26 protein-coding genes and 1 tRNA gene are annotated in these 24,680 nt (G+C 71.0%); 19 read left to right on the forward strand and 8 right to left on the reverse strand.

Annotation, left to right across the window (positions count from 1 at the left end; translation table 11 throughout):
- Positions 1–70: 70 nt before the first annotated feature.
- The 3 genes from P2T62_RS19885 to P2T62_RS19895 are packed head-to-tail and all read left to right on the forward strand — an operon-like array spanning position 71 to position 2,260.
- Entirely contained in the window at positions 71–934 is an 864-nt protein-coding gene (locus tag P2T62_RS19885) for a DUF7345 domain-containing protein (protein WP_276258756.1), read from the forward strand.
- A gap of 53 nt (positions 935–987) precedes the next feature.
- Positions 988–1,524, forward strand: coding sequence for a Holliday junction resolvase Hjc (gene hjc / locus P2T62_RS19890; RefSeq protein WP_276258757.1), 537 nt, complete (start codon positions 988–990; stop codon positions 1,522–1,524).
- Between the two features lie 55 nt (positions 1,525–1,579).
- A complete protein-coding gene (locus tag P2T62_RS19895) occupies positions 1,580–2,260 on the forward strand; it encodes a DUF8127 domain-containing protein (RefSeq protein ID WP_276258758.1) in 681 nt (226 codons plus the stop codon).
- A gap of 62 nt (positions 2,261–2,322) precedes the next feature.
- On the opposite strand, the gene P2T62_RS19900 is transcribed toward P2T62_RS19895, so the two are convergent.
- Both P2T62_RS19900 and P2T62_RS19905 read right to left on the reverse strand, forming a co-directional pair.
- The gene (locus P2T62_RS19900) at positions 2,323–3,993 is read right to left on the reverse strand and encodes a hypothetical protein (RefSeq protein ID WP_276258759.1); all 1,671 of its coding nucleotides are present in this window, start codon (positions 3,991–3,993) and stop codon (positions 2,323–2,325) included.
- A 60-nt stretch (positions 3,994–4,053) separates the two neighbouring features.
- Positions 4,054–4,536 (reverse strand): hypothetical protein, encoded by a 483-nt coding sequence (locus P2T62_RS19905; RefSeq protein ID WP_276258760.1) that lies wholly within the window; start codon positions 4,534–4,536, stop codon positions 4,054–4,056.
- A 148-nt stretch (positions 4,537–4,684) separates the two neighbouring features.
- On the opposite strand from P2T62_RS19905, the gene P2T62_RS19910 reads away from it, so the two are divergent.
- Positions 4,685–5,155, forward strand: a complete 471-nt coding sequence (locus P2T62_RS19910; RefSeq protein WP_276258761.1) for a type IV pilin N-terminal domain-containing protein — start codon at positions 4,685–4,687, stop codon at positions 5,153–5,155.
- Between the two features lie 931 nt (positions 5,156–6,086).
- Here P2T62_RS19910 and P2T62_RS19915 read toward each other — a convergent pair.
- Together P2T62_RS19915 and P2T62_RS19920 are read right to left on the reverse strand one after the other, a co-directional pair.
- A complete protein-coding gene (locus P2T62_RS19915; protein ID WP_276258762.1) occupies positions 6,087–7,460 on the reverse strand; it encodes an aryl-sulfate sulfotransferase in 1,374 nt (457 codons plus the stop codon).
- A 74-nt stretch (positions 7,461–7,534) separates the two neighbouring features.
- A complete protein-coding gene (locus P2T62_RS19920; protein WP_276258763.1) occupies positions 7,535–8,362 on the reverse strand; it encodes a DUF5781 family protein in 828 nt (275 codons plus the stop codon).
- Positions 8,363–8,516: 154 nt separating this feature from the next.
- Here P2T62_RS19920 and P2T62_RS19925 point away from each other — a divergent pair, with 154 nt between their 5' ends.
- Together P2T62_RS19925 and P2T62_RS19930 are read left to right on the forward strand one after the other, a co-directional pair.
- The gene (locus P2T62_RS19925) at positions 8,517–9,413 is read left to right on the forward strand and encodes a J domain-containing protein (RefSeq protein WP_276258764.1); all 897 of its coding nucleotides are present in this window, start codon (positions 8,517–8,519) and stop codon (positions 9,411–9,413) included.
- A gap of 117 nt (positions 9,414–9,530) precedes the next feature.
- Positions 9,531–11,717: an elongation factor EF-2 gene (locus P2T62_RS19930; protein ID WP_276258765.1), complete on the forward strand. Its 2,187-nt coding sequence runs from the start codon at positions 9,531–9,533 to the stop codon at positions 11,715–11,717.
- Positions 11,718–11,956: 239 nt separating this feature from the next.
- Here the strand turns inward: P2T62_RS19930 and P2T62_RS19935 are convergent, their stop codons facing one another.
- The 3 genes from P2T62_RS19935 to P2T62_RS19945 all read right to left on the reverse strand — a co-directional run bounded on the left by P2T62_RS19935 (position 11,957) and on the right by P2T62_RS19945 (position 13,696).
- Positions 11,957–12,406: an ester cyclase gene (locus P2T62_RS19935; protein ID WP_276258766.1), complete on the reverse strand. Its 450-nt coding sequence runs from the start codon at positions 12,404–12,406 to the stop codon at positions 11,957–11,959.
- A gap of 90 nt (positions 12,407–12,496) precedes the next feature.
- Positions 12,497–13,408: an ABC transporter substrate-binding protein gene (locus tag P2T62_RS19940; RefSeq protein WP_276258767.1), complete on the reverse strand. Its 912-nt coding sequence runs from the start codon at positions 13,406–13,408 to the stop codon at positions 12,497–12,499.
- A 63-nt stretch (positions 13,409–13,471) separates the two neighbouring features.
- Positions 13,472–13,696 carry a hypothetical protein gene (locus P2T62_RS19945; protein ID WP_276258768.1) on the reverse strand — a complete coding sequence of 75 codons (225 nt, stop codon included), beginning with the start codon at positions 13,694–13,696 and terminating at the stop codon, positions 13,472–13,474.
- Positions 13,697–13,905: 209 nt separating this feature from the next.
- Between P2T62_RS19945 and P2T62_RS19950 the strand changes: the two genes are divergently transcribed.
- From P2T62_RS19950 to P2T62_RS19980, 7 genes are all read left to right on the forward strand, one after another.
- Positions 13,906–14,916 (forward strand): WD40/YVTN/BNR-like repeat-containing protein, encoded by a 1,011-nt coding sequence (locus tag P2T62_RS19950; protein ID WP_276258769.1) that lies wholly within the window; start codon positions 13,906–13,908, stop codon positions 14,914–14,916.
- A gap of 278 nt (positions 14,917–15,194) precedes the next feature.
- Positions 15,195–15,725 carry an amino acid-binding protein gene (locus P2T62_RS19955; RefSeq protein ID WP_276258770.1) on the forward strand — a complete coding sequence of 177 codons (531 nt, stop codon included), beginning with the start codon at positions 15,195–15,197 and terminating at the stop codon, positions 15,723–15,725.
- On the forward strand, positions 15,722–16,672 hold the full coding sequence (locus tag P2T62_RS19960; RefSeq protein WP_276258771.1) for a homoserine dehydrogenase: 951 nt from the start codon (positions 15,722–15,724) through the stop codon (positions 16,670–16,672). Before P2T62_RS19955 ends, P2T62_RS19960 begins: the two co-directional genes overlap by 4 nt.
- A 667-nt stretch (positions 16,673–17,339) precedes the next feature.
- Complete coding sequence (gene tuf, locus P2T62_RS19965) at positions 17,340–18,605, forward strand: translation elongation factor EF-1 subunit alpha (RefSeq protein ID WP_276258772.1); 1,266 nt, start codon at positions 17,340–17,342, stop codon at positions 18,603–18,605.
- A 1-nt stretch (position 18,606) separates the two neighbouring features.
- On the forward strand, positions 18,607–18,915 hold the full coding sequence (gene rpsJ, locus P2T62_RS19970) for a 30S ribosomal protein S10 (RefSeq protein WP_276258773.1): 309 nt from the start codon (positions 18,607–18,609) through the stop codon (positions 18,913–18,915).
- 191 nt (positions 18,916–19,106) lie between these two features.
- Entirely contained in the window at positions 19,107–19,328 is a 222-nt protein-coding gene (locus P2T62_RS19975) for a hypothetical protein (protein ID WP_276258774.1), read from the forward strand.
- A 48-nt stretch (positions 19,329–19,376) separates the two neighbouring features.
- Positions 19,377–19,448, forward strand: a tRNA-Ala gene (locus P2T62_RS19980).
- 447 nt (positions 19,449–19,895) lie between these two features.
- Here P2T62_RS19980 and P2T62_RS19985 read toward each other — a convergent pair.
- On the reverse strand, positions 19,896–20,543 hold the full coding sequence (locus P2T62_RS19985; protein ID WP_276258775.1) for a helix-turn-helix domain-containing protein: 648 nt from the start codon (positions 20,541–20,543) through the stop codon (positions 19,896–19,898).
- Positions 20,544–20,780: 237 nt separating this feature from the next.
- Here P2T62_RS19985 and P2T62_RS19990 point away from each other — a divergent pair, with 237 nt between their 5' ends.
- The 6 genes from P2T62_RS19990 to P2T62_RS20015 all read left to right on the forward strand — a co-directional run bounded on the left by P2T62_RS19990 (position 20,781) and on the right by P2T62_RS20015 (position 24,415).
- A complete protein-coding gene (locus tag P2T62_RS19990) occupies positions 20,781–21,671 on the forward strand; it encodes an alpha/beta fold hydrolase (protein ID WP_276258776.1) in 891 nt (296 codons plus the stop codon).
- 54 nt (positions 21,672–21,725) lie between these two features.
- Complete coding sequence (locus tag P2T62_RS19995) at positions 21,726–22,427, forward strand: sensor domain-containing protein (protein WP_276258777.1); 702 nt, start codon at positions 21,726–21,728, stop codon at positions 22,425–22,427.
- A 45-nt stretch (positions 22,428–22,472) separates the two neighbouring features.
- The gene (locus P2T62_RS20000; RefSeq protein ID WP_276258778.1) at positions 22,473–23,228 is read left to right on the forward strand and encodes a sensor domain-containing protein; all 756 of its coding nucleotides are present in this window, start codon (positions 22,473–22,475) and stop codon (positions 23,226–23,228) included.
- A gap of 238 nt (positions 23,229–23,466) precedes the next feature.
- Positions 23,467–23,814: an ArsR/SmtB family transcription factor gene (locus P2T62_RS20005; protein WP_276258779.1), complete on the forward strand. Its 348-nt coding sequence runs from the start codon at positions 23,467–23,469 to the stop codon at positions 23,812–23,814.
- The gene (locus tag P2T62_RS20010) at positions 23,811–24,149 is read left to right on the forward strand and encodes a DUF7521 family protein (RefSeq protein ID WP_276258780.1); all 339 of its coding nucleotides are present in this window, start codon (positions 23,811–23,813) and stop codon (positions 24,147–24,149) included. Before P2T62_RS20005 ends, P2T62_RS20010 begins: the two co-directional genes overlap by 4 nt.
- Positions 24,146–24,415 (forward strand): DUF7521 family protein, encoded by a 270-nt coding sequence (locus P2T62_RS20015; protein WP_276258781.1) that lies wholly within the window; start codon positions 24,146–24,148, stop codon positions 24,413–24,415. The genes P2T62_RS20010 and P2T62_RS20015 overlap by 4 nt, the downstream gene beginning before the upstream one ends.
- Positions 24,416–24,680 lie beyond the last annotated feature (265 nt).

A 24,680-nucleotide genomic window follows, 5' to 3' on the forward strand; every position in this document is an offset into this window, starting at 1 on the left:
CGCGTGATGCCCTGTGGCGGCCGAGCGGAACGCCGACGGGCTTAACCCGGAGGCGACGAACCTCCGGGCGATGAGGAGGGACTGGCGTGCGGTCCTGGCCGCGTGCATGCTCCTGAGCGCGAGTCTGGCTGCCGTGCCCGCCGGCGCGGTCCACGACACGGACCGGCAGTTCACCGTGGACCTCGCCGAGAACGGCACCGCGACGGTCACGTTCGAGCGCCGGTACAACCTCTCGGTGGCGGCCGAGCGGGACCGGTTCCGGACGCTCGCGAACAACACGACGGCGCTGGAGCAGCGGCGGGCGGCGTTCGGCGCCCAGCTGCGCGCCGAGGCCGCCAACGGGAGCCAGCGGACCGCCCGCGAGATGCGCATCGAGAACGTCACCGTCGCGAGCCGCGAGGTGAACGGCACCGGCGTCGTCGAGTACCGCGCGCGCTGGGTCGCACTCGCCGGGATCTACGGCGCGCAGGTGGTCGTCAACGAGCCGTTCTCGACGAGCTTCGACCCGAACGCGACGCTCGTGGTGCGAGGGCCGGACGGCTACGTTCGCGAGCAGGTGAGCCCCCCGCCCGCCATCGCCCGCGCCAACGTCGCGTTCTGGGGTGCCGACACGGACCTCGATGGGTTCTCCGCGCGGTTCGTCGACCCCGACGCGACCACCGCCGGCGGGGACGACGATGGCGACGGTGACGGCGAGTCGACGCCGCCGCCGGAACCCAGCGGCGTCGGCCGGGTCGTCGGGGCGGCCGGGTTCGCGCTGGTGCCGGCGCTGCTCGTCCTCCTCGGGGCGCGGCGGCGCGACCTGCTCGAAGACCCCGGGAGCGGTGCCGACGGGGACGGGGCCAGTCGCGCCGGGGCGGAGAGCGAGCGCGGCGACGGGGCCAGCGGAGGCGACGGGAGTGGCGACGACGCCGACAGCGAGCGCGGCGGGTAGCAGTTCCGCCCCGGTCACCGCCTCTTGAAGTACCCCCACGACCGAGGACCGGTATGGCGAACTCGAACGCGAAGGGAGACCGCCGGGAGCGCGAACTCGTCAACCGGCTCGACGAGCGCGGCTTCGCGGTGATGCGGGCCCCCGCCTCGGGCAGCGCGACCGAGCGCGAACTCCCGGACGTGCTAGCGGGCGACGGCGATTCCTTCTACGCCATCGAGGCCAAATCCTCCGCGGGCGACCCCATCTACCTCGACGGCCAGGAGATCGAGAACCTGGTCTACTTCGCGCAGAACTTCGGCGCCGCCCCCAAGGTGGGCGTGCGCTTCGACCGCGAGGACTGGTACTTCTTCCACCCCGCCGACCTCTACGTCACGGACGGGGGGAACTACCGCGTGAAGAAGGAGGTCGCACTCGCCGACGGCGAGGACATGGACGAGCTGACGGGCCACTCCGAACGGACCGGCCTCGACGACTACACCGACAGCGAGGACGAGGATGAGGACGAGGACGGGACCGGCGTCCGGGACGTGCTGCTGGCGTTCGAGGGGGGCGCCATCACGCTGGAGGAGGCCGCGGCGATGCTGGAGTAGAAGTGCAGGCCCCGGAACCACGAACTTCTATATCGCCCGCGCCGGTCGCTCCGCCGTGGCCGAACCGTCGCACCGTCGGAGCCGCCGCCGGGGAGCGCTGCTGGTGCTCTGCTCGCTCTGCCTCCTCGCCCAGCCGGTCGTCGGCAACGGGCCCGGGCCGGACCCACAGACCGTCTACAGCGGCGATCCGGTCGACCTCGAGACGGAGGCCGCCGAGGGGGAGCTGGCGCTCCACCCCGCGGTCAACGGCGACTTCGTCATCACCGGCACGGTCCGGATGGCCGCGAACGGGAGCTTCGAGCGACCGGCCGCGAACGCGACCGCCAACCTCCGGGCGCTCCTCGACGCCGAGTTCCACTGGGACAGCACCAGCGAGCAGTACTACGCCATCGACGCCACGCTGACCGAGGGGACCTACCGGCTCACGGCCGAACGCGTCACGGCCCGGACGGTCGCCGAGGAACTGGCCGTGCCGGCCGACGAGGCTCCGGCACCGGCCGCCCGCGCCGCCCGCGCCGCGGACTACCGGGCGGTGGTCGACAGGGGTCGGACCGCACCCATCGACGACCGACCGACGCTCGTGGCGGCCGGCGGGGAGTACGTGTTCGTCACGCGCTCGGTGGAGCCGGCGCCGGACCCGCTCCGGGTGGCGAAGCTCGGTGGCTACGCGCTGGCGGGTTCGGGCCTCGTCGCCGGTGCGCTGCTGCCCGTCCTGACGCGGCTGCGGCCCGACTGACTCCGGGGAACGACCGGTGGCCCGCCACCGCCAGCCCCGCCGCGGAAGGTGACCGGCGGCCATCACTCCTGGTCGCGGAGGTGTCTGATCCGTTCGTCGACCGAGCGGTGGGCGGCGTCGAGCAGGACGCGCCCGAAGAACAGGTCGTACGGGGCACGGATGACCCGCCATGTCGACCGTGCGGCGCCGTGGGCGGAACCACCACCCGACAACCGGCCACCGCCGTCGGCCAGCGCGTCCCCGGCCCCCCGGGCCCGTTGCCCCTCCAGCCGCCGGAGCGCCCGGACCACCGCGCCGGTCCCGACGGCGGCCGCGGCGTGCTCGTCGGCGGCCCGCTCGGCGGCCGCGTAGTCGTAGAACGCCAGCAGCGCGTTCCGGCCGCCGAAGCCGAGCCCCGCGAGCGTGGCGACGGCGGCCGCGGTCAGGTCGCGGCTCCCGAGGTGGTACGCCTCGTGGGCGACGACCGCGCGGAGCTCGTCCGCCGCGAGCGCCTCGGCGACGGGCCGCCCGACGAGGACGCCGCGCCACAGCCCGGCGACGGCCACCGGGCGGACGAGCGGCCGGTCGGTCGGGACCACGCGGACGGGGACCGGGAGCGGGTCGCTGGCCGCCTCGCTGGAGTCGAACCGGCCCCCTGCCGGCTCCGAGCGGGCCAGTGCGAGCAGCCGGCCGCCGACGCTTCCCCCGAGGTGTGCGGCCCAGCCGACGGCGAGCCACGCCAGCGGCGCCAGCAGCAGCAGCGTGAAGCCCGCGACAGCGAGGTCGTCGCCCAGCGCGCCCCGGAGGGTGGCCCGTCCGAGAACGGACGGGACGGTCTCTCCGAGGGGCGGGGCGCCGCCGAGCGGGACGCTCCCGCCGGCGACCACGGCGCGGAGGGCGAGCACAACGCTCCCCGCGAGGGCGAGCGTCAGCGCACCGTACCCGAGTGCAGCCAGGGCTCGGTACCGGCGCGCAACGGGCGTGAGCCGTGCGGCCCGGAACCGGCGGAGCGCGAGCCGGCAGTACGCCGGGAACAGTGCCCCGAGCGCCAGCGCGAGCGCGCCCACGAGGCCAACCGCGAGCGCGGGCGACCGGGCGTCGCGAAGGAGTGCGCCCGCGACCAGCAGGTTCGTCGCTGCGACCAGCGGCGCGAGCAGCCCCGAGAGCGGCACGTCGAGCGCGGTCACGCGCCGGCCGGTCCCCGCGAGGAGGTACGCGCCCGCCCCGACCGCCGTCAGCACCGCGACGGGTGCGGCGGCGACCGCCGGCGGGACGGTCCCGCGCAGGGTCCCGAACAGCGCCAGCGCGGTCGCCGCGTACGGGGCCAGCGCCGTCGCGGTCAGCCCGCGGTCGACGGTGCGGGCGCCCGGCGTCTCGGGGAGCGGGCCGACCAGCAGGTGCCCGACGGGGAGCAGCGTCAGGGCGACGCCGCCCCAGAGCGCCGGGAGGAAAGTCCACGGGGGCGCGTCGAGCGCGAGCGCCACGGCGACGGCCAGGAGGAGCAGCACGGCACCCGGGCCGTACTCCCCCGGAAGCGCGACGCTCACCCGGAGGTCGCCGGTGGTCGCGTCGAGTTCGGCAGTCGTCCGGTAGGGCCCCCGCCGGGCGACCCAGCGGCTCCCGGGTGCGGTGGGGGTGTCCGGGGCCTCGTCCCCGCCTCCGTCCTCGGCGTGGAAGCGCGCGTCGTCCTCGAACGCCGCTCGGACGAGCGCGGCGGGCCGGTCGAGCGTGCGGGTCTCACGGTAGGCCTCCATGGGTGGTCGGCGGGCAGGCGGCGGCACGCGGGAAACGACGGCTGGGGGCCGGGCGAAGCCTCAAGGCGGCGGGAGGAACCCGGGCATCCGCAGCAGCGCCTCGGTCATCGCCCCGCCGTCCTCGCCCGCGGTGGGCCGGCTGGCCTCGTCGGGGAGCAGCGCCAGCAACTGGGCCGTCGAGAGCAGGTAGACCGAGGGGTTCTCGGCGTCGACCATCTCCGCGTAGGCGAGGTAGACGACGCGCGACTCCGGTTCGAAGTTCGACCGGACGACGTCGTCCAGTCGCTCGGGCGGGCGGACGCGGCGCTGCCGGTTCTCGCCGCCGTCGTACACCTTGTACCGGCCCACGTCGACGTACTCGGGCGCCTCCAGCGGTCGACGGGAGAGCACCACGTAGTCCGAATGGCGCTCGTAGTTCCAGTGGACGCTCTCGCCGTCCAGCGGGTGCTCGAACGCCACCGCCTCGCGGACGGCGGGCGGGAGCGGGACGTACCGGTTCGCCCCGACCGTCTCCTGCACCGCCAGCGTCCAGTCCCGACTCATGTAATCACTTCCGCGCGTGCAACACCTGAACCTGCCGCGCTTGTCACGGTGTGACTGGTTTCACGGGTGTAACTCTTTCCTCGGTGGTGGGGTGTTTTCCTGTTGGTGATTTGGTAGTTTGTTAGTGGGTCGGGGGCACAGGTGGGGTATGGAGTTCACACATCTGGTGCGGGATGACGAGGCGGTCTCGCCGGTCATCGGCGTCATCCTGATGGTCGCGATCACCGTGATTCTGGCCGCGGTCATCGGGACCTTCGTGCTCGGGCTGGGTGACGAGCTCTCCGCCACTTCTCCGCAGGCGACCTTCACGTTTGATTTCGAAGAGGCGTCTAGTCCGACGACGGACTGTAGCATTGCCTCGGCGACTAGCGGAGCCAACGGAAAGCTAACCGTGACACACGACGGGGGAGAGACTATCCCTGCCACTCAGCTCTCGGTGACTGCCGGCGGCACGAAGACTGTTCTCACCTCCTGCGGATTCGGGTCTGGATCGGATGTCTCGTCTGGCTCGACGTTCACTACGGAGGTCAACTCCGCCGACACTGTCCGTGTCGTCTGGGAGTCCTCGAACGGCGGTGACACGGCAACCCTCGGTAAGTGGACCGGACCGGACGCCTGAACCACGCCACTAATCAACGGCAATAGTTCAATTCAGTCGATTATTTTATATTTATTTTCTCTATTATAATTCAAATGCCACATTTCACTTCGAGACGAGGTAAGTGACTACGAAGCCCTCGCGCTCTCGACCACTCCGGGACTCGCTGCGCTCCTCGGCCTCACTGCGTTCGGCCTGCGGTGCTTACGTCGTCTGGGAGGGTTCGAGAGCGCTCGCCCTTCGAGTCCGCCAGGGGGCTGTGTTTCGGGTCGAGCGAGGCGCCTGGTGGTTCCAGGGGAGTGCTAGTGTCCCCACACCTCCCCGCGCTCGCGCCGTGGTGTTCCGGCACGCTCGCTGGCGCGAGCGGCCTCCACGGTGAGACGCGAGCGCGCTTCCTGATTCCGGAACCAGCTGGGCGACCCACCCTCTCGGCCGGTGCGTGCTAGCCCTGTCAGTCGCACCGGCGCGCGCTGGTGGTCGGCACCCGCCACCCGCGAGCGGCTTCAGGCCGCGAGCACCAACGGCGGGTGCCGACCACCTCTAAGCGCGCGAGGGCCGAAGCGCGCAGCAACGCGAGCACTGCAGGCGGCTGGGGAGGTGAGAGGCCTACGGAGCCGATTGACCAACGTGCGGTCCTGGCGGACTTCCGAAGGGCGAGGCCGCTGCACCCGTCCCGGACCCGGCAAGCACCGCAGGCCGGAGGCCGAGGAGCGCAGCCGCCAGCTCGCTGGCGCGACCGGAGCGAACAAAGTGAGCGAAGGGAGCGGGTCCCGGACGGTGCAGCGGCCGAGGGCTTCGGGGGATGTTCTGGTAGTCATAACCCTGTGCAGCGGCCGAGGGCTTCGTACCCGTCTCCATCGCCGCTGTCGCCACAAGGTTCGAGGACTTCGGAGGTGGTGGTTCCCCCGTCGAAACAGTCTCCCGAACACGACCGCCAGCAACCGTCCCCACCCTACACCAGCCGGTCACGGAAACGGAGGGCGGCACCCACAGCCACCAACAGCCCGACGATACCGACCACAACGGGCACCCCGCCGAGGCGCTGAACCACACCGCCAACGGCCCCGCCAGAAGAGAGGAACGAACCCCGGCCGGCAGCCGCATCCAGCGTCGCGGCACACTCCTCCTGCTCGGCGAGACTGAACGCCGTATCACCGCTCAGATTGTACTCACCGGACGCGCCCTGGTCGGCGATGGTGGGGCCGCCGTCCTCGTTGCCGTTGGTGACCCGCGCCACGTCGTACACCAGCCAGGGGGCGTACACCTCCCAGACGACCTCGCCCTCGGGCGTCACCTCGAGCACGCGGTTGTGCCGGGAGTCACCGACGAGCGTGTTGCCGTTCGCCAGGCGGTCGGCGTCGCGGGGCCACTCGAACGAGTCGGCGCTCCCGAGCGTCCAGGTGCGCTCCCAGGCACCCTGCGGGCCCGCCGTGCCGGCCGTCGCGTTCGCGCCCTCGCGGAGCTGGTACTCGACGAGGCGGTCGTTCTCGGAGTCGGCGACGAGCATCGTCGGCCGGCCCGAATCGCTCTCCAGGTACATCGGGTTGTGCTGCTCGAACAGCACGGACCGCCGGTCGTCGCGGCCGAGGCGGGCGTCGATCTCGCCGGTCGAGCGGTTCACGATGATGGCCTGGTCGAGGTTCCGGGGTGAGGCGAGGAACGCCTCGCCACCGCGGATGGGGTCGATGTCGTTGACGTGGGTCCAGTCGTCGCTGTAGTTGCCGCCGACGCCGGGCGGGTAGTGGTCGTCGAAGAACCACTCCCACTCGGTCTCGCCCGAGGTGCGGTTGTAGACGAGGAGGCTGTCGCCGTTCGTGCCGTTGGCGGGGTCCGGGTCGCGCATGTTGGCGACGGCGATGCGGTGCTCGTCCAGCAGGTCCGCGTCGTGCGTGTCGTGGAAGTCTGCCGTGACCGACCAGACCGGTTCCTGGGTCTCGGGGTCGAACCTGATGAACTTCGTCTTCCCCTCGCCCTCGACGCGGGTGGTGGCCGTGAGGAACAGGTCACCGTTCTCCAGCGGGTCGACGTCGTACGACCAGACGACGCCGTCGGGTTCGTGGACCCAGCGGACGTTGCCGCGGGGGCCGAAGGCGACGAGGCGGGCGGTCGTCTTCTTCACCTCCGGGCGGAAGCGCGCCCCCTGGACGCTGACGACCGTGACGCCGTCGGCGGGGTTCGCCATCGTCCCGGTGCAGGCGCCGAGTTCGGGCGTCGGCTCGGCGGTCGCGTTGGCCGTCGTCGTGGCCGCCCCGTCCTGGGCGGCGACGGGCGCCACCGGCCCGAGGACGAGACAGACCGCGAGCACGGCGACGGCGAGTCGTGACATGCCACCCCCTCGCGGGACGCGAGCCATCAGTCTTTCCTCACGCGGTCGGGGGGAGAGCAAGGGGAACCGACGCCTCAGTCGGCCGCCGGACCCGAGCCGCCGGCGTACTCGCGGGTGATGTCGACCAGCGCCTTCCGGTACTCGGAGTCGTCGGTATCGGCGGCGAGCGTGCGGAAGTGGGTCTTGAACGCCGAGAGCGACACCTCCGGGGCGTCGGCGGCGGCCGCCTCGGCGAGGTCGTAGAGCCGGTGGTCCGTCGAGAGGAGGTCGTGGCGCTCGCAGAGCGCGAGCGCGAACGCGGCGTTGACCGCCGTGATCTCCGGGTCGGCCGCTGGGGTGAGCCGCTGCCAGCCGCCGCCGTCGCGGGTCGTCCCCGCGGACCCGGGTGCCGCAGCCGCCGAACCGTCCGGTCGCCAGCCGCCGCGGTCGCCAGCCTCGGCCGGGCGGTCGGCGACGGCGGTCGCGAGCGAGGATTCGAGGAACGACACCAGTTTATCGGCCGGCGCGACGTCCAGTGTGATGTCGTCGGCGTAGATGTCCTTCATGTGGTTCGCGATCTGGTAGCAGTGGGTGAGCTTCCGCCGTTCGACGGAGCGCCCAGCCAGCGCGAGGAACAGCGCCTCCTCCATCGGCTGCGTGTGCGAGGGGTGCTGTTGCTCGTAGCGGAGCATATGGGAGAACTCGTGGAGGGCGAGCTCCCGGGCCATCGCCCCGCGGGCGGCCTGCTCGCTCATCACGAGGACGTGTCGTTCGCCGTCGTAGTGGCCGGTGAGCGTCCGCTCGTCCGGGTCGGGTCGGACCTCGACCTCAACCGGCCAGTCGAGGTCGTGTTCCGTCTCGAAGAGGTCGCGGGCCGAGAGGAAGGGGTCGGCCGGTCCACGACCCTGCACGCGTAGGTCCATGTCAGCCATACAACGGGTCCGGACCGCTTGAGGCTTGTCCCCACGGCGGGCGTGACCGGAGTCCGGGACGGCCGCCGTGGGGCCCGGACGCCGTCAGACGGTCGTCGTCGGACGGGACGAGGGGTTTACAACGGCGGGAGACGTTCCCATACGCGTGGACACCGGATGGCTCCTCGTCGGGGTAGCCGGCATCACCGGCGGCCTCGCACTGGTGCTCGTGGGGGCCGGCGTCGCGACGACGCCGCTGTTGCTCCCGGTCGGCCTCTGCTTCGGTCTCGTCGCCTACCTCGCGTGGGCGGCCGGGAGCTCGCGGGTCGTCTCGACCGTCTACGAGGAGGTCGGCGACCCCGGCCGGGAGGCGGCCGCCGACAGCCGGACCGGCCGACCCGAGGACCGTGCCGACCCGGACGGCAACTGGCGCGGCACCGCCGCCGACGGCGGCACCGACGCCGCGACGGGAGGCAGCGCCAGCGACTGCTTCGACGGCCCAGGGGGCCCGGACACCAGCCCCGGCCCCGGCACCCGTACCGGGCTCGGGCCGGACGGTGAGCGCATCTGGGACGCGCGCGAGCGCGACCGGGTCGGCGGCTGGGACGACTGGGACGCCGACTGGGAGTGGGCCGACCGCCACTGGCGCTCGTTCCAGCGGGAGTACGGCGACGCCGACTGGACCGAGTCCGAGGGGCGGAGACGGAGCGGGGCCTCCTCGACCGGGGACGAACAGGGCCAGCGGCGGGGCGCTGATCGCCGTGGCAGGACCCGACAGCGGAGCCGGACGGGCGGGCAGCGAGGCGAGGAGCGACACCGGGACCGGGGGCGCCGGAGCCGGCGCACGGGACCGAGCCAGCGGCGACGCGCCCGCCGGGAGCGCCGGGGGGACCAGCGAGCGAGGCGGGCCCGCGAACTGCTCGATGTCCCTGCCGACGCCGACGCAGAGACCATCCGCCGAGCCTACCGCGACCGGGTGAAGGAGGTCCACCCCGACCGGGGCGGCGATCCGGAGCTGTTCAAGCGGGTACAGTGGGCCTACGAGTACCTCAGCGAGGAGTAGCCCGCCACCGGTCCGTCCGCCGAGCTGGTCGGCGTGTGCTGCCGTCGCACGCCGCGAGACGCGGACGCACGGCGAAACACTACCCTTTTCACGGTCCTGCCGGTACCAGTCTCCATAATGGGCCGACGCAAGAAGATCGTACAGGAGTGCGAGAAACTGATGGACAAGCCGGAGCAGATCCGGAACATCGCCATCGCCGCACACGTCGATCACGGCAAGACAACGCTGACTGACAACCTTCTCGCGGGCGCCGGGATGATCGGCCAGGAGAGCGCCGGCCAGCAGCTCGCGATGGACACCGAGGAGGACGAGCAGGAGCGCGGCATCACCATCGACGCGGCCAACGTCTCGATGACCCACGAGTACGAGGGCTCCAACCACCTCATCAACCTCATCGACACGCCGGGCCACGTCGACTTCGGCGGCGACGTGACCCGTGCGATGCGTGCCGTCGACGGCGCGCTCGTCGTCGTGGACGCCGTCGAGGGCGCGATGCCCCAGACGGAGACGGTCCTGCGCCAGGCGCTCCGCGAGGGCGTCAAGCCCGCGCTGTTCATCAACAAGGTCGACCGTCTCATCTCCGAGCTCCAGGAGGGCCCGGAGGAGATGCAGCAGCGCCTCCAGAAGGTCATCCGCGACGTGAACGAGCTCATCCGCGGGATGACCGAGGAGATGGACGACATCGACGACTGGACGGTCTCCATCCAGGACGGCACCGTCGGCATGGGGTCGGCCCTGTACAAGTGGGGCATCTCGATGCCGTCGATGCAGCGGACGGGGATGGACTTCGGCGACATCATCGACATGGAGCGCGCCGACAAGCGCCAGGAGCTCCACGAGCAGACGCCGCTCTCGAACGTCGTCCTCGACATGGTCTGTGAGCACTTCCCGGACCCCATCGAGGCCCAGCCCCGCCGTATCCCGCGGGTCTGGCGTGGCGACGACCAGTCCGAGATCGCCGAGCAGATGCGCCTCGTCGACGACGATGGCGAGGTCGTCCTGATGGTGACCGACATCGGCATCGACCCCCACGCCGGCGAAATCGCCGCGGGCCGTGTCTTCTCGGGCACCATCGAGAAGGGTCAGGAGCTGTACGTCTCCGGGACCGCGGGCAAGAACCGCGTCCAGAGCGTCGGTATCTACATGGGCGGCGAGCGCGAGGAGGTCGAGCACGTCCCCGCCGGGAACATCGCCGCCGTCACCGGTCTGAAGGACGCCATCGCCGGGTCGACCGTCTCCTCCATCGAGATGACCCCGTTCGAGTCCATCGAGCACATCTCGGAGCCGGTCATCACGAAGTCCGTCGAGGCGAAGAACATGGACGACCTGCCGAAGCTCATCGAGACGCTCCGCCAGGTCTCGAAGGAGGACCCCACCATCCGCATCGAGATCAACGAGGACACCGGCGAGCACCTCATCTCCGGGCAGGGTGAGCTCCACCTCGAGGTCATCACCCAGCGCATCGAGCGAAACCAGGGGATCCCGGTCACGACCGGTGAGCCCATCGTCGTCTACCGCGAGGCGCCGACGGGCGCGACCGAGCAGGTCGAGGGCATCTCGCCGAACCGCCACAACCGCTTCTACGTCACGCTGGAGCCGCTCGACCAGGACATCATCGACGTGCTGAAGAAGGGCGAGGCGACGATGGACATGCCCGAGCTGGAGCGCCGTGAGGCACTCCAGGAGGCCGGCATGGACAAGGACACCTCCCAGAACGTCGAGCACATCTTCAAGTCCAACATCTTCATCGACGACACGAAGGGTGTCCAGCAGCTGAACGAGACGATGGAGCTCGTCCTCGAGGGCTTCGAGGAGGCGCTGGAGGACGGCCCGCTGGCCGCCGAGCCCGTCGAGGGCGCGATGATCCGCCTCCACGACGCCCGGCTCCACGAGGACGCCATCCACCGTGGCCCCGCGCAGGTCATCCCGGCCGTCCGGGACGCAGTCCACCGCGCGCTCATCCACGCCCGCGTCAAGCTCCTCGAGCCCATCCAGAACGTCCGCATCGACGTGCCCAACGAGCACATGGGTGCCGCCTCCGGCGAGATCCAGGGGCGCCGTGGCCGCGTCGACGACATGTACCAGGAGGGTGACCTCATGGTCGTCGAGGGCATCGCGCCGGTCGACGAGATGATCGGCTTCTCCTCGGACATCCGCTCGGCGACGGAGGGGCGTGCCTCCTGGAACACGGAGAACGCCGGCTTCCGCGTCCTCGCGGACAACCTCCAGCCGGAGATCATCCAGGAGATCCGCGAGCGCAAGGGCATGAAGACGGAGCTGCCCGAGGGCGTCGACTACTTCTAAAGTCGAGCTTTTTTTCCCGCTCGGGTTTCCTCGGCGCTCGCCAGAGGCGAGCGCCTGCGGAACCACTCGCGGTCGTGGAATCGCGGAGCGATTCCACGGGCAATCAGAACGCGGAGCGTTCTGATGACGGCAAAAAACGTTCAGAAAAAAGCCGGCCCTCGCTCCGCTCGGGCCGGTGAAACCGCGCTCCCTGCGGTCGCACGGTATGCAAGACGAATATTCTGTGACGCCGAGCGTCGCTACCAGCTCCCCTCGCCCGCCTCGGGCGACCAGGAGAGGGCATCGAGCTGTTCGAGCAGCTCCAGCGAGTCGCGGGTAGCGCGGACGCCAGTGATCTGGCCGTCTTCGATGTCATAGAGCGCCCACTCCTCGTAGGAGAGGCTGTTGCCCGTCGGCTCGATGCCCGCGTAGTTGCCGTCGTGGGTGGCGGTGACGTGCCAGCGGACGAACACCCGGTCGCCGTCCGGTTCGGCGAACAGGTCCTCGATGGTCGCCGTGGCGTCCGGGAACGACTCGAAGAAGGCCATCTCGGCGTCGAGCTGGGCTTCGCGCGAGCGGGTGCCGGGCTCGGCGTTCGGGACCGCGAGTTCGTCGGCGTACAGCTCCGCCATCGCCTCGCGGTCGTGGGCGTTCCAGGCCTCGGTGAGCCGTTCGATGACCGTCGTGTCCGCCGTCGTAGATGCGTCCATGGTTGTGTATCGGGCCGCCTGCCCCCGTCGGGCGAGAATCCCTGTTCCCACTGCGTGTGATGAGGAGAAAGCGTTTGCCCCGGTCCGGGGTCACTCCCCCGGCCAGTCCGTCGGCACGTACTGCTCGAACCGTGGCTCCGGCGCGAGCGCCGTCGGGTGGAACGCCCGTTCCCCGTCGCGGCGGAACCCGCGGATGGTCGCCTGCGCCGGCCCGGTCAGGTAGCCCACGTAGGCCATCGCCAGCGGGTAGGCGACCTCGTGGCGGGCCGGGTTGACCGGGATGACGCCGTAGTCGTTGCGCAGGAGTGGCGGGGGGTCGGCGATGCCGCGGTCGACGTGGGCCGCGAGCCCGAGGTCGGGCCGGAGCGTGAGGAAGGTCCCGCGGTCCGTGAGGGTGTAGGCGCCGGCCTCACTGGCGGTGGTCAGCGTGTCGCCCATGCTCCGACCGGTCTCACGGTACCACGCGCCGGCCGGGTCGACGCCCGCGGCGTCCCAGATGCGGCGCTCGCGGACGTGGGTGCCCGAGTCGTCACCCCGCGAGAGGAACGGGGCCCCGGCGCGGGCGACCGCGCGGAACGCGTCCGTGATGTCGGCACCGGCGGCGTCGGCCGGGTCGTCGGGTGGGCCGACGAGGAGGAAGTCGTTGCGCATGAGTGCGCGGCGGTTGACGCCGTGGCCCTCGCGGAGGAAGCGGTCCTCCAGCGAGCGGGCGTGGACGAGGACGACGTCGCAGTCACCGTCCCGGGCGGTGCGTAGCGCCGCGCCGGTCCCCTCGACGAGCGTCCGCACCTCGACGCCGAACGCCTCCCCGAACCCCGGGTTGAGGGCGCCGAGGAGCCCGCTGTCGTGGGCGGTCGTCGCCGTCGCGAGCGTCAGTCGGCCGCCAGCGAGCGACGGCGACGAGCTGCCGCCGTCACTGCCGCCCCCACCGTCCGCGACACACCCCGAGAGCGACGCCGCTCCACCGAGGCCGAGCACCCGAAGGTAGTCGCGTCGGTCCATACCACGTAACGCCCCGATGTTGCATTAGACCTTTTCCGGAATCGATTCGGGTTCCCCCGGCACTCAGAACGGGAGGTACCGTTCGTACAGCTCGTCCAGCTGCTCGTTGTACTCGCGGCCGGACGCCTCGTCGACGCCCCACGGGTGCCGGGAGAAGTAGAAGGCAGCCGCGGCGGCGACCCCGACGCTGGTGGCGGCCCGCGGCGCGACGAGGCTCATCGGGAACGCGACGAGGCCCGCGATGAGCCCCGCAAGCAGGATGTCGACGATCTGGTGGGCGGTGGACATGGGGACGGGTTCGGGTCGAACCGGCAACGGGGTTGTGATTCCGGGCGGGCACCGCACGGCGTGGAGAGTCGGAATATTCCGAATATCTACGCCATTACCCGATAATGTGGCAATCTATAGCGTTGTTTGCGAACCAGGAGAATCATATCGGAGATTACAGGAGCTCGGTTCAGCAAGCACGTATGTACCCGGCATCGGTAACCGTGGGCATGCTGCTACTCGCGACGAACGACGGTGTGTTCCGCTGGCGTGAGGGCGACGGCGAACGGGTGACCGAGCGGACCCTCTCCGGTGGCGGCGGGCTGACCGTCCCCCGAGTGCGCGCGCTGGAGACGGCCTGCTACGCGGCCACCGAGCGTGGCCTCTACCGCTCGACGGACGACGGGGCGACGTGGACGGACACGGGTGTCCCCCACGAACCCGTCTACAGCGTGGCGGAATCGACGGACGGAGCGCGACTCTACGCGGGCACCTTCCCGGTCCACCTCTACCGGAGCGAGGACGCGGGCGAGACGTGGACCGAACTCGGCGGTATCCGGGAGGTTCCCGCCGCCGAGACGTGGTCGACGCCGCGCCACGACGACGCCGCGCGGGTGCGGGCGCTCCGGACCCACCCCGACGCGCCCGACCGCCTCGTGGCCGGCATCGAGGCCGGCGGCGTCCACCTGAGCGACGACCGCGGGGAGACCTGGCGCGACCGTTCCGGGGAGGTCCACGACGACATCCACGGCCTCCACCTGCGCGGCCCGGACGAGTTCATCGCGTCGACCGGCTACGGCCTGTACCGGACCACGGACACCGGTGAGTCGTGGAGCCGCATCGACCCCGCGGCCGATACGGGCCTCGGCCTCGGGGAGACGGGCGGCGACCCCGACCGGTTCGGCGTGGGCGGTGACACGCGGCCGCGGCGGTACGTCCGCGAGGCGACGAGCCTCGACGGTCGACTGTACACCGCCGCGGCGACCGGCCCGACGGGCACGTGGGTCGGCGAGCGCGGCGCCGACGCGGCGCTGTACGAATCGGCCGACGACGGTGAGACGTGGACGGCCGCCGACTACCCGGGCGGCCCCGCCGAGTTCGTGCTGACGTTCGCACGCGACCCGGACGGGGGACGGGTGCTGGCGGGCACGGACCGCGGGCGGGTGCTCGTCCGGGAGGCCGACGGCTGGACGGAGCTGACGCGGGCGCCGGCGTGCATCCGGTCGCTGGCGGTGGTCTGACTCACGCGACCCGGCGGCGGAGGGGCACCGCCAGCACGACCACCGCGAGGGGCACCACGGGACCGACGCCGGGGTCGGGGGGCGCCGCACCCGAAACCGCGGCCGTGGTCGGCGTCGGCGTGGCCCTACCCCTGGAACCACCGCGCTGGGCGTGAACCCGGCACGGCCGAGCGCGACGGGCGGCCGACCCACCGACTGCCGGGTTCCGGGGGGCTTATGCCCGGGCGTGCCGGGTATCCGGCCATGCAACCGAGTCGCTGCGCGCCGGAGGTGGGAGCGTGAGCGAGTCCGAGCGGGTCCGGGCGTACACCGTCCGCCTCGAGCTGCAGGACGAGCCCGGCGAGCTGCTGCGGGCGCTCGAACCCATCGCCGACAACGGCGGGAACCTCCTGTCGATCTTCCACGAGCGCGGGAACATCACGCCCCGGGGGCACATCCCCGTCGAGGTGGACCTGGAGGCGACACCCGAGCGGTTCGAGGAGATCGTCGACGCGCTCCGCGAGGCCGGCGTCAACGTCGTCCGCGCGGGCGCCGAGGAGTACGCCGAGGAGCTGGTGGTGCTGCTGGTGGGCCACCTCGTCGACACGGACCTCTCGGACACGCTGTCGCGCATCGAGGACTGCGGCGGCGCCTCTATCGACGACGTGGCGCTGTCGGCGCCGGACGGCACGGACGAGCTGTCGTCGGCGCGCATCCGGATGGATACGCACGCGGGCGCCGCACAGCAGGCGCTGGCGACGGTGCGAGAGGTGGCCGACGCGAAGGGGCTCGACGTCATCGAGCCGCTCGCCGGGGGTGGTGACGCGTGAAGCTCGCCATCCTCGGTGCGGGCGCGGTCGGCCGTTCGGTGGCGGAACTGGCCGGCGAGTACGGGCACCGAGTGACGGCGCTCGCGGACTCCTCGGGTGCCGCCGTCGACGCCGACGGCCTCGACGTGGACGCGACGCTGGCCCGGAAGGACGAGACGGGCGCGGTCGGCGACGAGTCCGTCGAGGCCGCGCTCGATACCGAGTACGACGCGCTCGTCGAGGCGACGCCCACGACACTCGACGACGCCCAGCCCGGCTTCGGCCACGTCGAGGCCGCGCTGGCGCGGGACCGACACGTCGTCCTCGCGAACAAGGGTCCGGTCGCCGAGCGCTACGACGAGGTGCGGGCGCTGGAGGCCGACTCCGAAGGACGGGTGCTGTTCGAGGCGACCGTCGCGGGCGCCATCCCGACGCTCTCGACGGTCCGCTCGCTGGGCCCCGAGCGCGTGAACGCCGTTCGTGGCGTGCTCAACGGCACCGCGAACTTCGTCCTCTCGCGGATGGCCGCCGAGGGGCTGGACTACGAGCACGTCCTCGCGGAGGCCCAGGACCTCGGTGTCGCGGAGGCCGACCCCTCCTTCGACGTCGAGGGGACCGACGCCGCGCTGAAGTGCGTCATCCTCGCGAACGTCCTCTACGACGGCGGCTACACGCTCGACGACGCCGAGGTGGCCGGCATCCGCTCGATTCCGGGGAGCGCACTCGAACTCGCCGCCGAGGACGGCCGGACGGTGCGGCTCATCGGCGAGGTGGCCGACGGCGCGGTCCGAGTGGGGCCGCGCCTCGTCCCCGAACACGGCACCCTCGCCGTCTCCGGGACGACGAACATCGTCCAGCTGGAGACCGACCACGCCGGCCGCCTCAACATCTCCGGGGCGGGCGCGGGCGGCCCGGAGACCGCGAGCGCGGTGCTGGCCGACGTGGGACTGCTGGAACCGCTGGAGTAACGCGTCGGACTGTTCTCGGCTGGTTCTGTCGGTCGTGAGACCGAGCGTGCGAGTCTATCGTCTCGTACTCGACTAATGATTCCGCAAACAGCGACGGAACCCTGTTGAAAGCCCCCGGGCGCTCGGTGGCCCGCGGCTCGCTGCGGTCCTCGGGCGCCAGAGGCGCCCTGCGGTCCTTACGTCGCCGGGGACCCACCGAGCGCCCGGCCCCTTTCAGTCCCGCCCGGCTCGGCGTACCAAGGTTACTACGCACCGTGCTGGCTCGGTGCGTGCGCTCCGTGGACCGGACAACTTCGGGTGGGAATGGAAGGGGCTGGCCGCCTCGACCCGGCCCGGACGACGCAAGCACCGCAGGCCGAGCGAAGCGAGGCCGAGGAGCGCAGCGAGGCCCGGCCGGTCGAGCGGCCAGGGGCTTCCAACCCGTTCCCGCTGTCAGCGGAAGCGTTCTTAGCGAAGTATCCGCCAGACTCGCACGCTGTCTCTTGCGGGTCGCCATCGAAGCGGGGCGCAGGCACCCACCACCCAGCGGTTGTACCCGTGTGAACGGCACGCACGGCCCGCGAAACGGGCGGATTCGAGCGATTCCGGCCCGTGGTATCGAAATCTTCTTACGGGCGTCGGGGTAACGTTCTCCGCACATAGCGCCACGCGAGGCGCGACATCAACCATGAGCGACAAACCGCACCAGAACCTGGCCGTCATCGGCCACGTCGACCACGGGAAGAGTACGATGGTCGGGCGGCTCCTGTTCGAGACAGGGAGCGTCCCCGAGCACGTCATCGAGCAGTATCGAGAGGAGGCCGAGGAGAAGGGCAAGGGCGGCTTCGAGTTCGCCTACGTGATGGACAACCTCGCCGAGGAGCGCGAGCGCGGTGTAACCATCGACATCGCCCACCAGGAGTTCGACACGGACACCTACTACTTCACGATCGTCGACTGTCCCGGTCACCGCGACTTCGTGAAGAACATGATCACGGGCGCGAGCCAGGCCGACAACGCCGTGCTCGTGGTCGCCGCCGACGACGGCGTCCAGCCCCAGACCCAGGAGCACGTCTTCCTCGCGAAGACCCTGGGCATCGACGAGCTCATCATCGCGGTCAACAAGATGGACCTCGTCGACTACCAGGAGAGCCGCTACAAGGAGACCGTCGAGGAGGTCAAGAAGCTCCTCAAGCAGGTCCGCTTCGACACGGACGACGCGAGCTTCATCCCGACCTCGGCGTTCGAGGGCGACAACGTCTCCGAGCACTCCGACAACACCTCCTGGTACGACGGCCCGACGCTGCTCGAGGCCCTCAACAACCTGCCGGAGCCGCAGCCGCCGACGGACGCGCCGCTGCGTCTGCCCATCCAGGACGTCTACACCATCTCCGGCATCGGGACCGTCCCGGTCGGCCGCATCGAGACCGGTGTGATGAGCCCGGGCGACAACGTCAGCTTCCAGCCCAGCGACGTCGGCGGCGAGGTCAAGACCGTCGAGATGCACCACGAGGAGGTCGACCAGGCCGGTCCCGGTGACAACGTCGGGTTCAACGTCCGCGGCGTCGGCAAGGACGACATCCGCCGTGGCGACGTCTGTGGCCCCGCCGACGACCCGCCGAGCGTCGCCGAGACGTTCCAGGCCCAGATCGTCGTGATGCAGCACCCGTCGGTCATCACCGCGGGCTACACGCCGGTCTTCCACGCCCACACGGCGCAGGTCGCGTGTACCATCGAGTCCATCGACAAGAAGCTCGACCCCTCGTCGGGCGAGGTCGCCGAGGAGAACCCGGACTTCATCCAGTCCGGCGACGCGGCGGTCGTCACCGTCCGCCCGCAGAAGCCGCTGAGCATCGAGCCGTCCTCCGAGATCCCGGAGCTCGGCTCCTTCGCCATCCGCGACATGGGCCAGACCATCGCCGCCGGGAAGGTCCTGAGCGTCAACGAGCGATAGAATGCAGCAGGCACGCGTCCGTCTGGCGGGGACCAGCCCCGAGGACCTCGACGACATCTGCGACGACGTCCGCGAGATCGCCGACAACACGGGCGTCCAGCTGAGCGGCCCCGTGCCGCTCCCGACGAAGAACCTGGAGATTCCCGCGCGCAAGTCCCCGGACGGCGAGGGGACCGCCACGTGGGAGCACTGGGAGATGCGCGTCCACAAGCGGCTGATCGACATCGACGCCGACGAACGCGCGCTCCGCCAGCTCATGCGCATCCAGGTCCCGAACGACGTCTCCATCGAGATCGTCCTCGAGGACTGAGCGCTCGCGGACCGAGCCCGCGGCCGTCTCGGCCACGGTGCGGCTTTCGCTCTCCACCGTCCGGCCGTTGTACCACCCAGTAGCCGTCGGCTTCCTCGACCACACCGACCTCGTTCGCCTCTCCCCCGACTTCAAAGGGCGAACTATCCGGCCCCAGTCTCAGGGGACTGAGCGTGATAGGTACGACCGCCATGGACGAAGCTCTCGAAGCGGCCGAAGCCGTCGAGGGGACCGAGCTGGAGGGGCCGCTGGTGATGCTCTTCCGGGTCATCGGTGCCATCATGATCCTCGCCGGCCTCGGCCTCTGGCTGTTCACCGAGATGACTCTGCTCTGGGTGCCGGCACTGCTCGTCGTCGTCGGGATCGTCCTGGTGACGATCCCCGGTATCGCCTTCGAGTTGCTCGGTGGCTAGGCAGGGAAACGGAATCCTCAAGTGAACCGCTCGGCTTCTTCCTCGTGCGGGCTCGTAGATCAGCGGCAGATCGCTTCCTTCGCAAGGAAGAGGCCCGGGGTTCAAATCCCCGCGAGTCCACTCACTTCGTTCGTCCTCTCGAAGTGTCGGCCTAACGTCGCACAGCGTCGGCTACGCGCCACTTCTCACCGCGCGACAGCCGAAGCGAACTCCCGAGAATGACCGAAGGAAAGAGGGGCCCTCTTCCACCCCGACGCCGTCCTGCGGTCTCCGGAATGGAACGTGGAGTGGTGGGTCGTGAGGGACTGTGCGGCTCGAAGCTCCGTCACGGCACCCCCACGGGCAGCGCCATCCCGCGCGACTTCTGCCCTGAATGCGACGGGGGGGAGGGCCGTGTCCGAGCCGCTCTCCGGGGAGCGCTCGACCGCCTCGGTCACCCCCCTCGGTACGTGCGTGGCTGATGGAGCCAGGATGCGACGGTCACTGGTGACGGGATTGGTCCCGTCGACAGGTGGGTAGCGAACGCCCCTGTCCGACCGCTGTGCCCGGAAGACCCCTTCGTCGCGGTCATCGGTTCGACGACCGCTCCCGTTCGAACAGGAACCGTTCCAGCACACGTGCAGTGCCGCGACGGATGGTCTCACTGACGGTCGAGGTGTCCACGTCCAGTGCGTCGGCCACCTCGGCGAGCGAGCAGTCGCGGGGGACCTCGAAGTACCCCATCCGCCACGCGACGGTCAGACACTCCAGTTGTCGGTCCGTGAGCGGACCGCCGTCCGAGTCATCCCGGTGGACGACCGACTGGAGTTCGTACCGGAGGCCGCTGGCATCCAGACGGTCGCCGAAGGCCTCGAAGTCGGCGCGACTCGCGGTGATGGCGAACGACATCACGCCGTCCTCGACGACGAGGGGGAACTCGGGGAGGAGCGAGCTGCCACCGAGGAACTCGAACAGGGCCTGGTCCTCGGTCTCGTACCTCGAGAGCGACCGCTCCTCGTCGCAGTAGAGCAGTTCGAGCGAGCGCACGTCTGGCTGCTTTCGGATAGCCTCGACCACGGCACGCGGATCCTCGCCCCGTGTCTCGCCGAGTTCGAGCGTCCGGTCGTCCATCGGGACGCCGGTCAGGAGTCTGAGGCTCGCGTCCGGGAACGACCGCGAGACATCGGCCACCCAGAGGCCGTCGGGGAGCCAGAGGCGGAACCGGGCGCGGATCACCGGTTGCCCCCCCTGGTCGCGTGCGTGCGCGTCACACTCCCTGCCGGGGAGCGGCGGCGTATAGCGTTTGTCCACGGCCCGGGTCGCGGATCGTCACGCCGGTCCACGGCACCAGAGCCGGGGCGGGGGAAGCGTGCCGGCCGCCACCACGAGGGCCGGCGCGAGCAGTGGCGGAGCGCAGGGAGAGCCCAACGTAGTGGCGGAAGGCTCAATCCAGGAGCCGTCGAATGGTCGAGGATGACGCTCCGGAGCCGTGGTACGGACGTTCACGCCGAATCCCCGTTCGCCTCCCTCTACCGGCGGGCCCGTACCGACCTGCTCTCCGTCCCCGTGACCGACCGCGAGGTCGAGACGACCGATGGGTCGACCCACCTCCTGACGGCCGGCGACCCCGACGCCTCACCGTTGCTCCTCCTCCAGGGGGCGAACGTGACGAACCCGGTGACGCTCTCGTGGGTCCAGTCGCTCTCGGACGAGTACTACCTGGTCGCGCCGGACACGCCGGGCGAGCCGGCCGAACTGGAGACGGAGGCGCCAGCTGACTTCGGCCGGTGGGTCGCCTCGCTGCTCGACGGGCTCGGCCTGGAGCGGGTGCCCGCGGTCGGCATCTCACACGGCGGCGGGGTCCTGCTGGAGGCGGCCGCGACCATCCCGGAGCGGGTCTCCGCAGCGGGGTTCGTCGTCCCTGCCGGGTTCGGCGTGTCGCCGTCGGCCGCGCTCGCCCGCGTCGTCGGCCTCTCGCTCGCGTACCGACTCGTCCCGCGCGAACGCCTTCTGGAGGCCGCGCTGGCACCGCTGTTCACGACGCCCGTCGCCGACCTGCCGCCGGTCGTCCGGGAGACGGTGGCGCTCGCGCTCCGAACCGCCGACGTGAAGACCGGCTTCCCGGGGCCTGACCGTGCCGAGGCACTGGCGGAGTTCGACGCCCCCACGCTGCTGGTCGGGGGCGAGCGGGACCCGTTCTTCCCGGCCGGGTGGCTCCACGAGCAGTCGGTCCCGTACCTCCCGGAGGGAACCGAGCGGGCGTACTCGTCGTCGAGGAGGCGGAGTACCTCCGCCCGGTCCACGTCCTCACGCACGGCGGATGAGCGAGCCGAGGGGTGGTATACGATACAGCACTCTTTCTGACCCGGAAACTCGGCGTTCCGGGTTATGTCCTCGCCCAACCCAGTGGGTGTCGTGATGCGAACGACCACCACGACGCCGCGCTCGGCCGCGCTGGCGTTCCTGACCGCCCCCGTCCGCCCGCAGACGTACAGGAACCTCGCGTACCTCGCGCTCCAGTTCCCCCTCGGCGTCGCCTACTTCACGTTGCTCGTCCCGGCGCTCGCCTTCGGGCTGGGGACGCTCCCACTGCTCGTCCTGTTCGGCCTGCCGGCCGTCGGCGCACTGCTCCTCGGCGTCGCCACGATGACCGTCGACCGGGCGGTGACGGGCGCACTGCTCCCGGTCGAGCTGGAGCGTCATACCGCCACGAAGTCGCTCGACGACGGTGTCGTCGACTACGCAACGGATCTCCTGCTGGACCCCGGGACGTACCTCAGCCTCGGGTTCGTCCTCGCGAAGTTCGTCGTCGGGATCGCCACGTTCGTCACCCTGACCGTCGCGAGCGCACTCGTCGGCGTCGCCGTCACGGCACCCCTGCTCTACGCGCACCCGATGGCGAACTACACGCTCCCGCTCCCGTCGTGGCTCGGCGGGGCGACGTACGTCGTCGACACGTTCCCGGAGGCGCTGGCACTCGCCGCCGTCGGCGTTCTCGGCCTGTTCGTCACGGTGAACGCGCTCAACGCGCTCGCGTGGGGACTGGGTCGTGCGACGGAACTCGCCTGCCGGCACGCACGCGTTCTCGGCCCGGCCGCGACGGCGCCCGACCACGCGTAACCGCGACAGCCGCTCCACACACCACACACCACCACCCGACCATCCATGTCCGTCCCCTCCGAGACGCGGGCCGCCCCGGCCGAGCGTCTCATCGATGCCCTCCGCGCTGTCGTCGGCGTCCCGTTCCGGCCCCGGACGTACGGGAACCTCGCCTACCTCGCGCTCCAGTTCCCCCTCGGCGTCGCCTACTTCACCACGCTGATCACCCTGCTGGCGCTCGGCGTCGGCCTCTCGGTCGTCCTCGTCGGCGTCCCGCTCGTTCTCGGGACGCTCGTCCTCGTCACCGGCCTCGTCAGCGTCGAGCCCGTGCTCGCGGACAGACTCCTGTCGGTCGATGTCCACGCTCGGCCGGCCCCCGTCGACGTCGACGACGGCGTCGTCGCCTACGCGAGGGGACTCGTCCTCGACCCGGGGAGCTACGTCGGGCTCGCGTTCCTCCTGACCAAACTGTTCGTCGGCATCGTGACGTTCACCCTGCTGACGTTCTTCACGTCGCTGACGGCGGCGCTCCTCGCCGCGCCGTTCCTCTACGACCACCCCGGATCGTACCGCTTCTTCTACGACACGACGCTGACGTTCGCCCCCGAGATCAGGTTCGTCCAGGACCTCTGGTCGGTCACGTTCGCCCCCGTCGTCACGCTCTCGCAGTGGAACGTGGACACGCTCGGGGAGGCGCTCGTCGTCGCGGCGTTCGGGCTGGTCGTCCTCGTCGTCTCGCTGCACGTCCTGAACGCGCTCGCCCGCGGCCTCGGCGTGGTGACCGCGTGGGTCCTCGGCCGTGCCCGGTCACTCGGCGTGTGAGCCGAGACTGAGCCACCACACCCGGCTGTAGCGGCTACAGCGGGCTGGACTCGACCGTTGCAGGCCACACCCCGGCCGAGGGACGGGCGGGCCGACCACCGCGGCGAGCGGGAGGCGTGAGCGGCCCCGGGACGATTCGCCGAGCGAGCGAATCGGGCCCGGGATTCATGTCCCCGCTCCCCCCGGGAGGGGACGTGCGCCACACGCTCCGACCGACCCCCGACCGAGACGCCGCCTGATGAGCGACGACAGGCTCGCGTCGGTCGCGGAACTGCTGGCCGATCCGTACGCGAGGTCGATCCTCGCGGCGGCGAGCGAGGCCCCCGTCGACGCGGCGACGCTCGCCGACCGGTTGGAGGCCGACCTCTCGACGGTCTACCGGCGGCTGGAGGCGCTGGAGGAACACGACCTCGTCCGGAGCACCGTCAAACCACGGTCGGACGGTCACCACTACAGCGTCTACCGGACTCGACTCCGCCGGGTGACCGTCGATCTCGAGGACGGCGAGTACCACGTCGCGGTCGAGCGCGAGCCCTCGACCGACCCGGCCGACCGACTGACCGACCTGTTCGAGGAGATCCGATGATAGCACAGACCACCGCGGAGACGCTGTTGTTGCCGACGTTCGTGACCGCGCTCCTCCTGTTCGCCACGGTCCCGCTGGGCCTGGTGGTCGGGTACTTCGCGTTCCGTGGCCTCCGACGGGGACGCCGACGGACGGCGCGGGCACTCGCACTCGGCCTCGTCGTGCTGACGGCCGTCGACGCGCTGCTGGGTGCCACCGTCACCGTCGGCGGGACGACGCTGCTCGCACAGCGCGGGCCGCTGCTCCGCATCGCCGCCAAATGCACCGGCCTCCTCCTCGTCCTCTACGCCATCTACGGCGCGGATGCGAGCGGTGCGGAGGGTGAGTCCGGATGACGGCTGCCGACCCCGTCGTCGTCGCCGCGAGCCTCCTCGTCGCGGCGCTGGCCCTCCTCGTCGTCGCACAGTGCTACCGCGGGTACGTCCGCAACGGGAGTCGACCGCTCCTGTTCCTCGGACTCGGTATCGGGCTGGTGACGCTCCCGTCGCTCCTGCTGTCGGGCGCGTCGGTGGCGTTCGCCGTCCCCGCGTACGTCGATGTGGTCGTCGTCGCGCAGACGCTCGGATTGCTGTCGATGCTCTACGCGTTCACGCGGGCATGAGCACGGTCCGGGACGCGACGACGGGCCCCGTCCCTGCCACCGCACCCGCGACGACGGGTGATTCCGTGCAGGGGTCGGCCGGTCGTGAGCCGGTCGGCGCCCGGTGTGGCTCCCTCGCCGCGTGTCCGGGGTGGAGTACCGCCGATGGCGGAGCCGGCGCGCTCGTGTCGGTGCCCGCTCCGCCCACATCCCCAAGCTGTTGGGTGAACACGGACCTCACCACCCGCCGACCGACCGATATGGAAGACGGAGCCGACGGCACGAC

This window comes from Haloglomus litoreum, assembly GCF_029338515.1.
GTDB lineage: Archaea > Halobacteriota > Halobacteria > Halobacteriales > Haloarculaceae > Haloglomus > Haloglomus litoreum.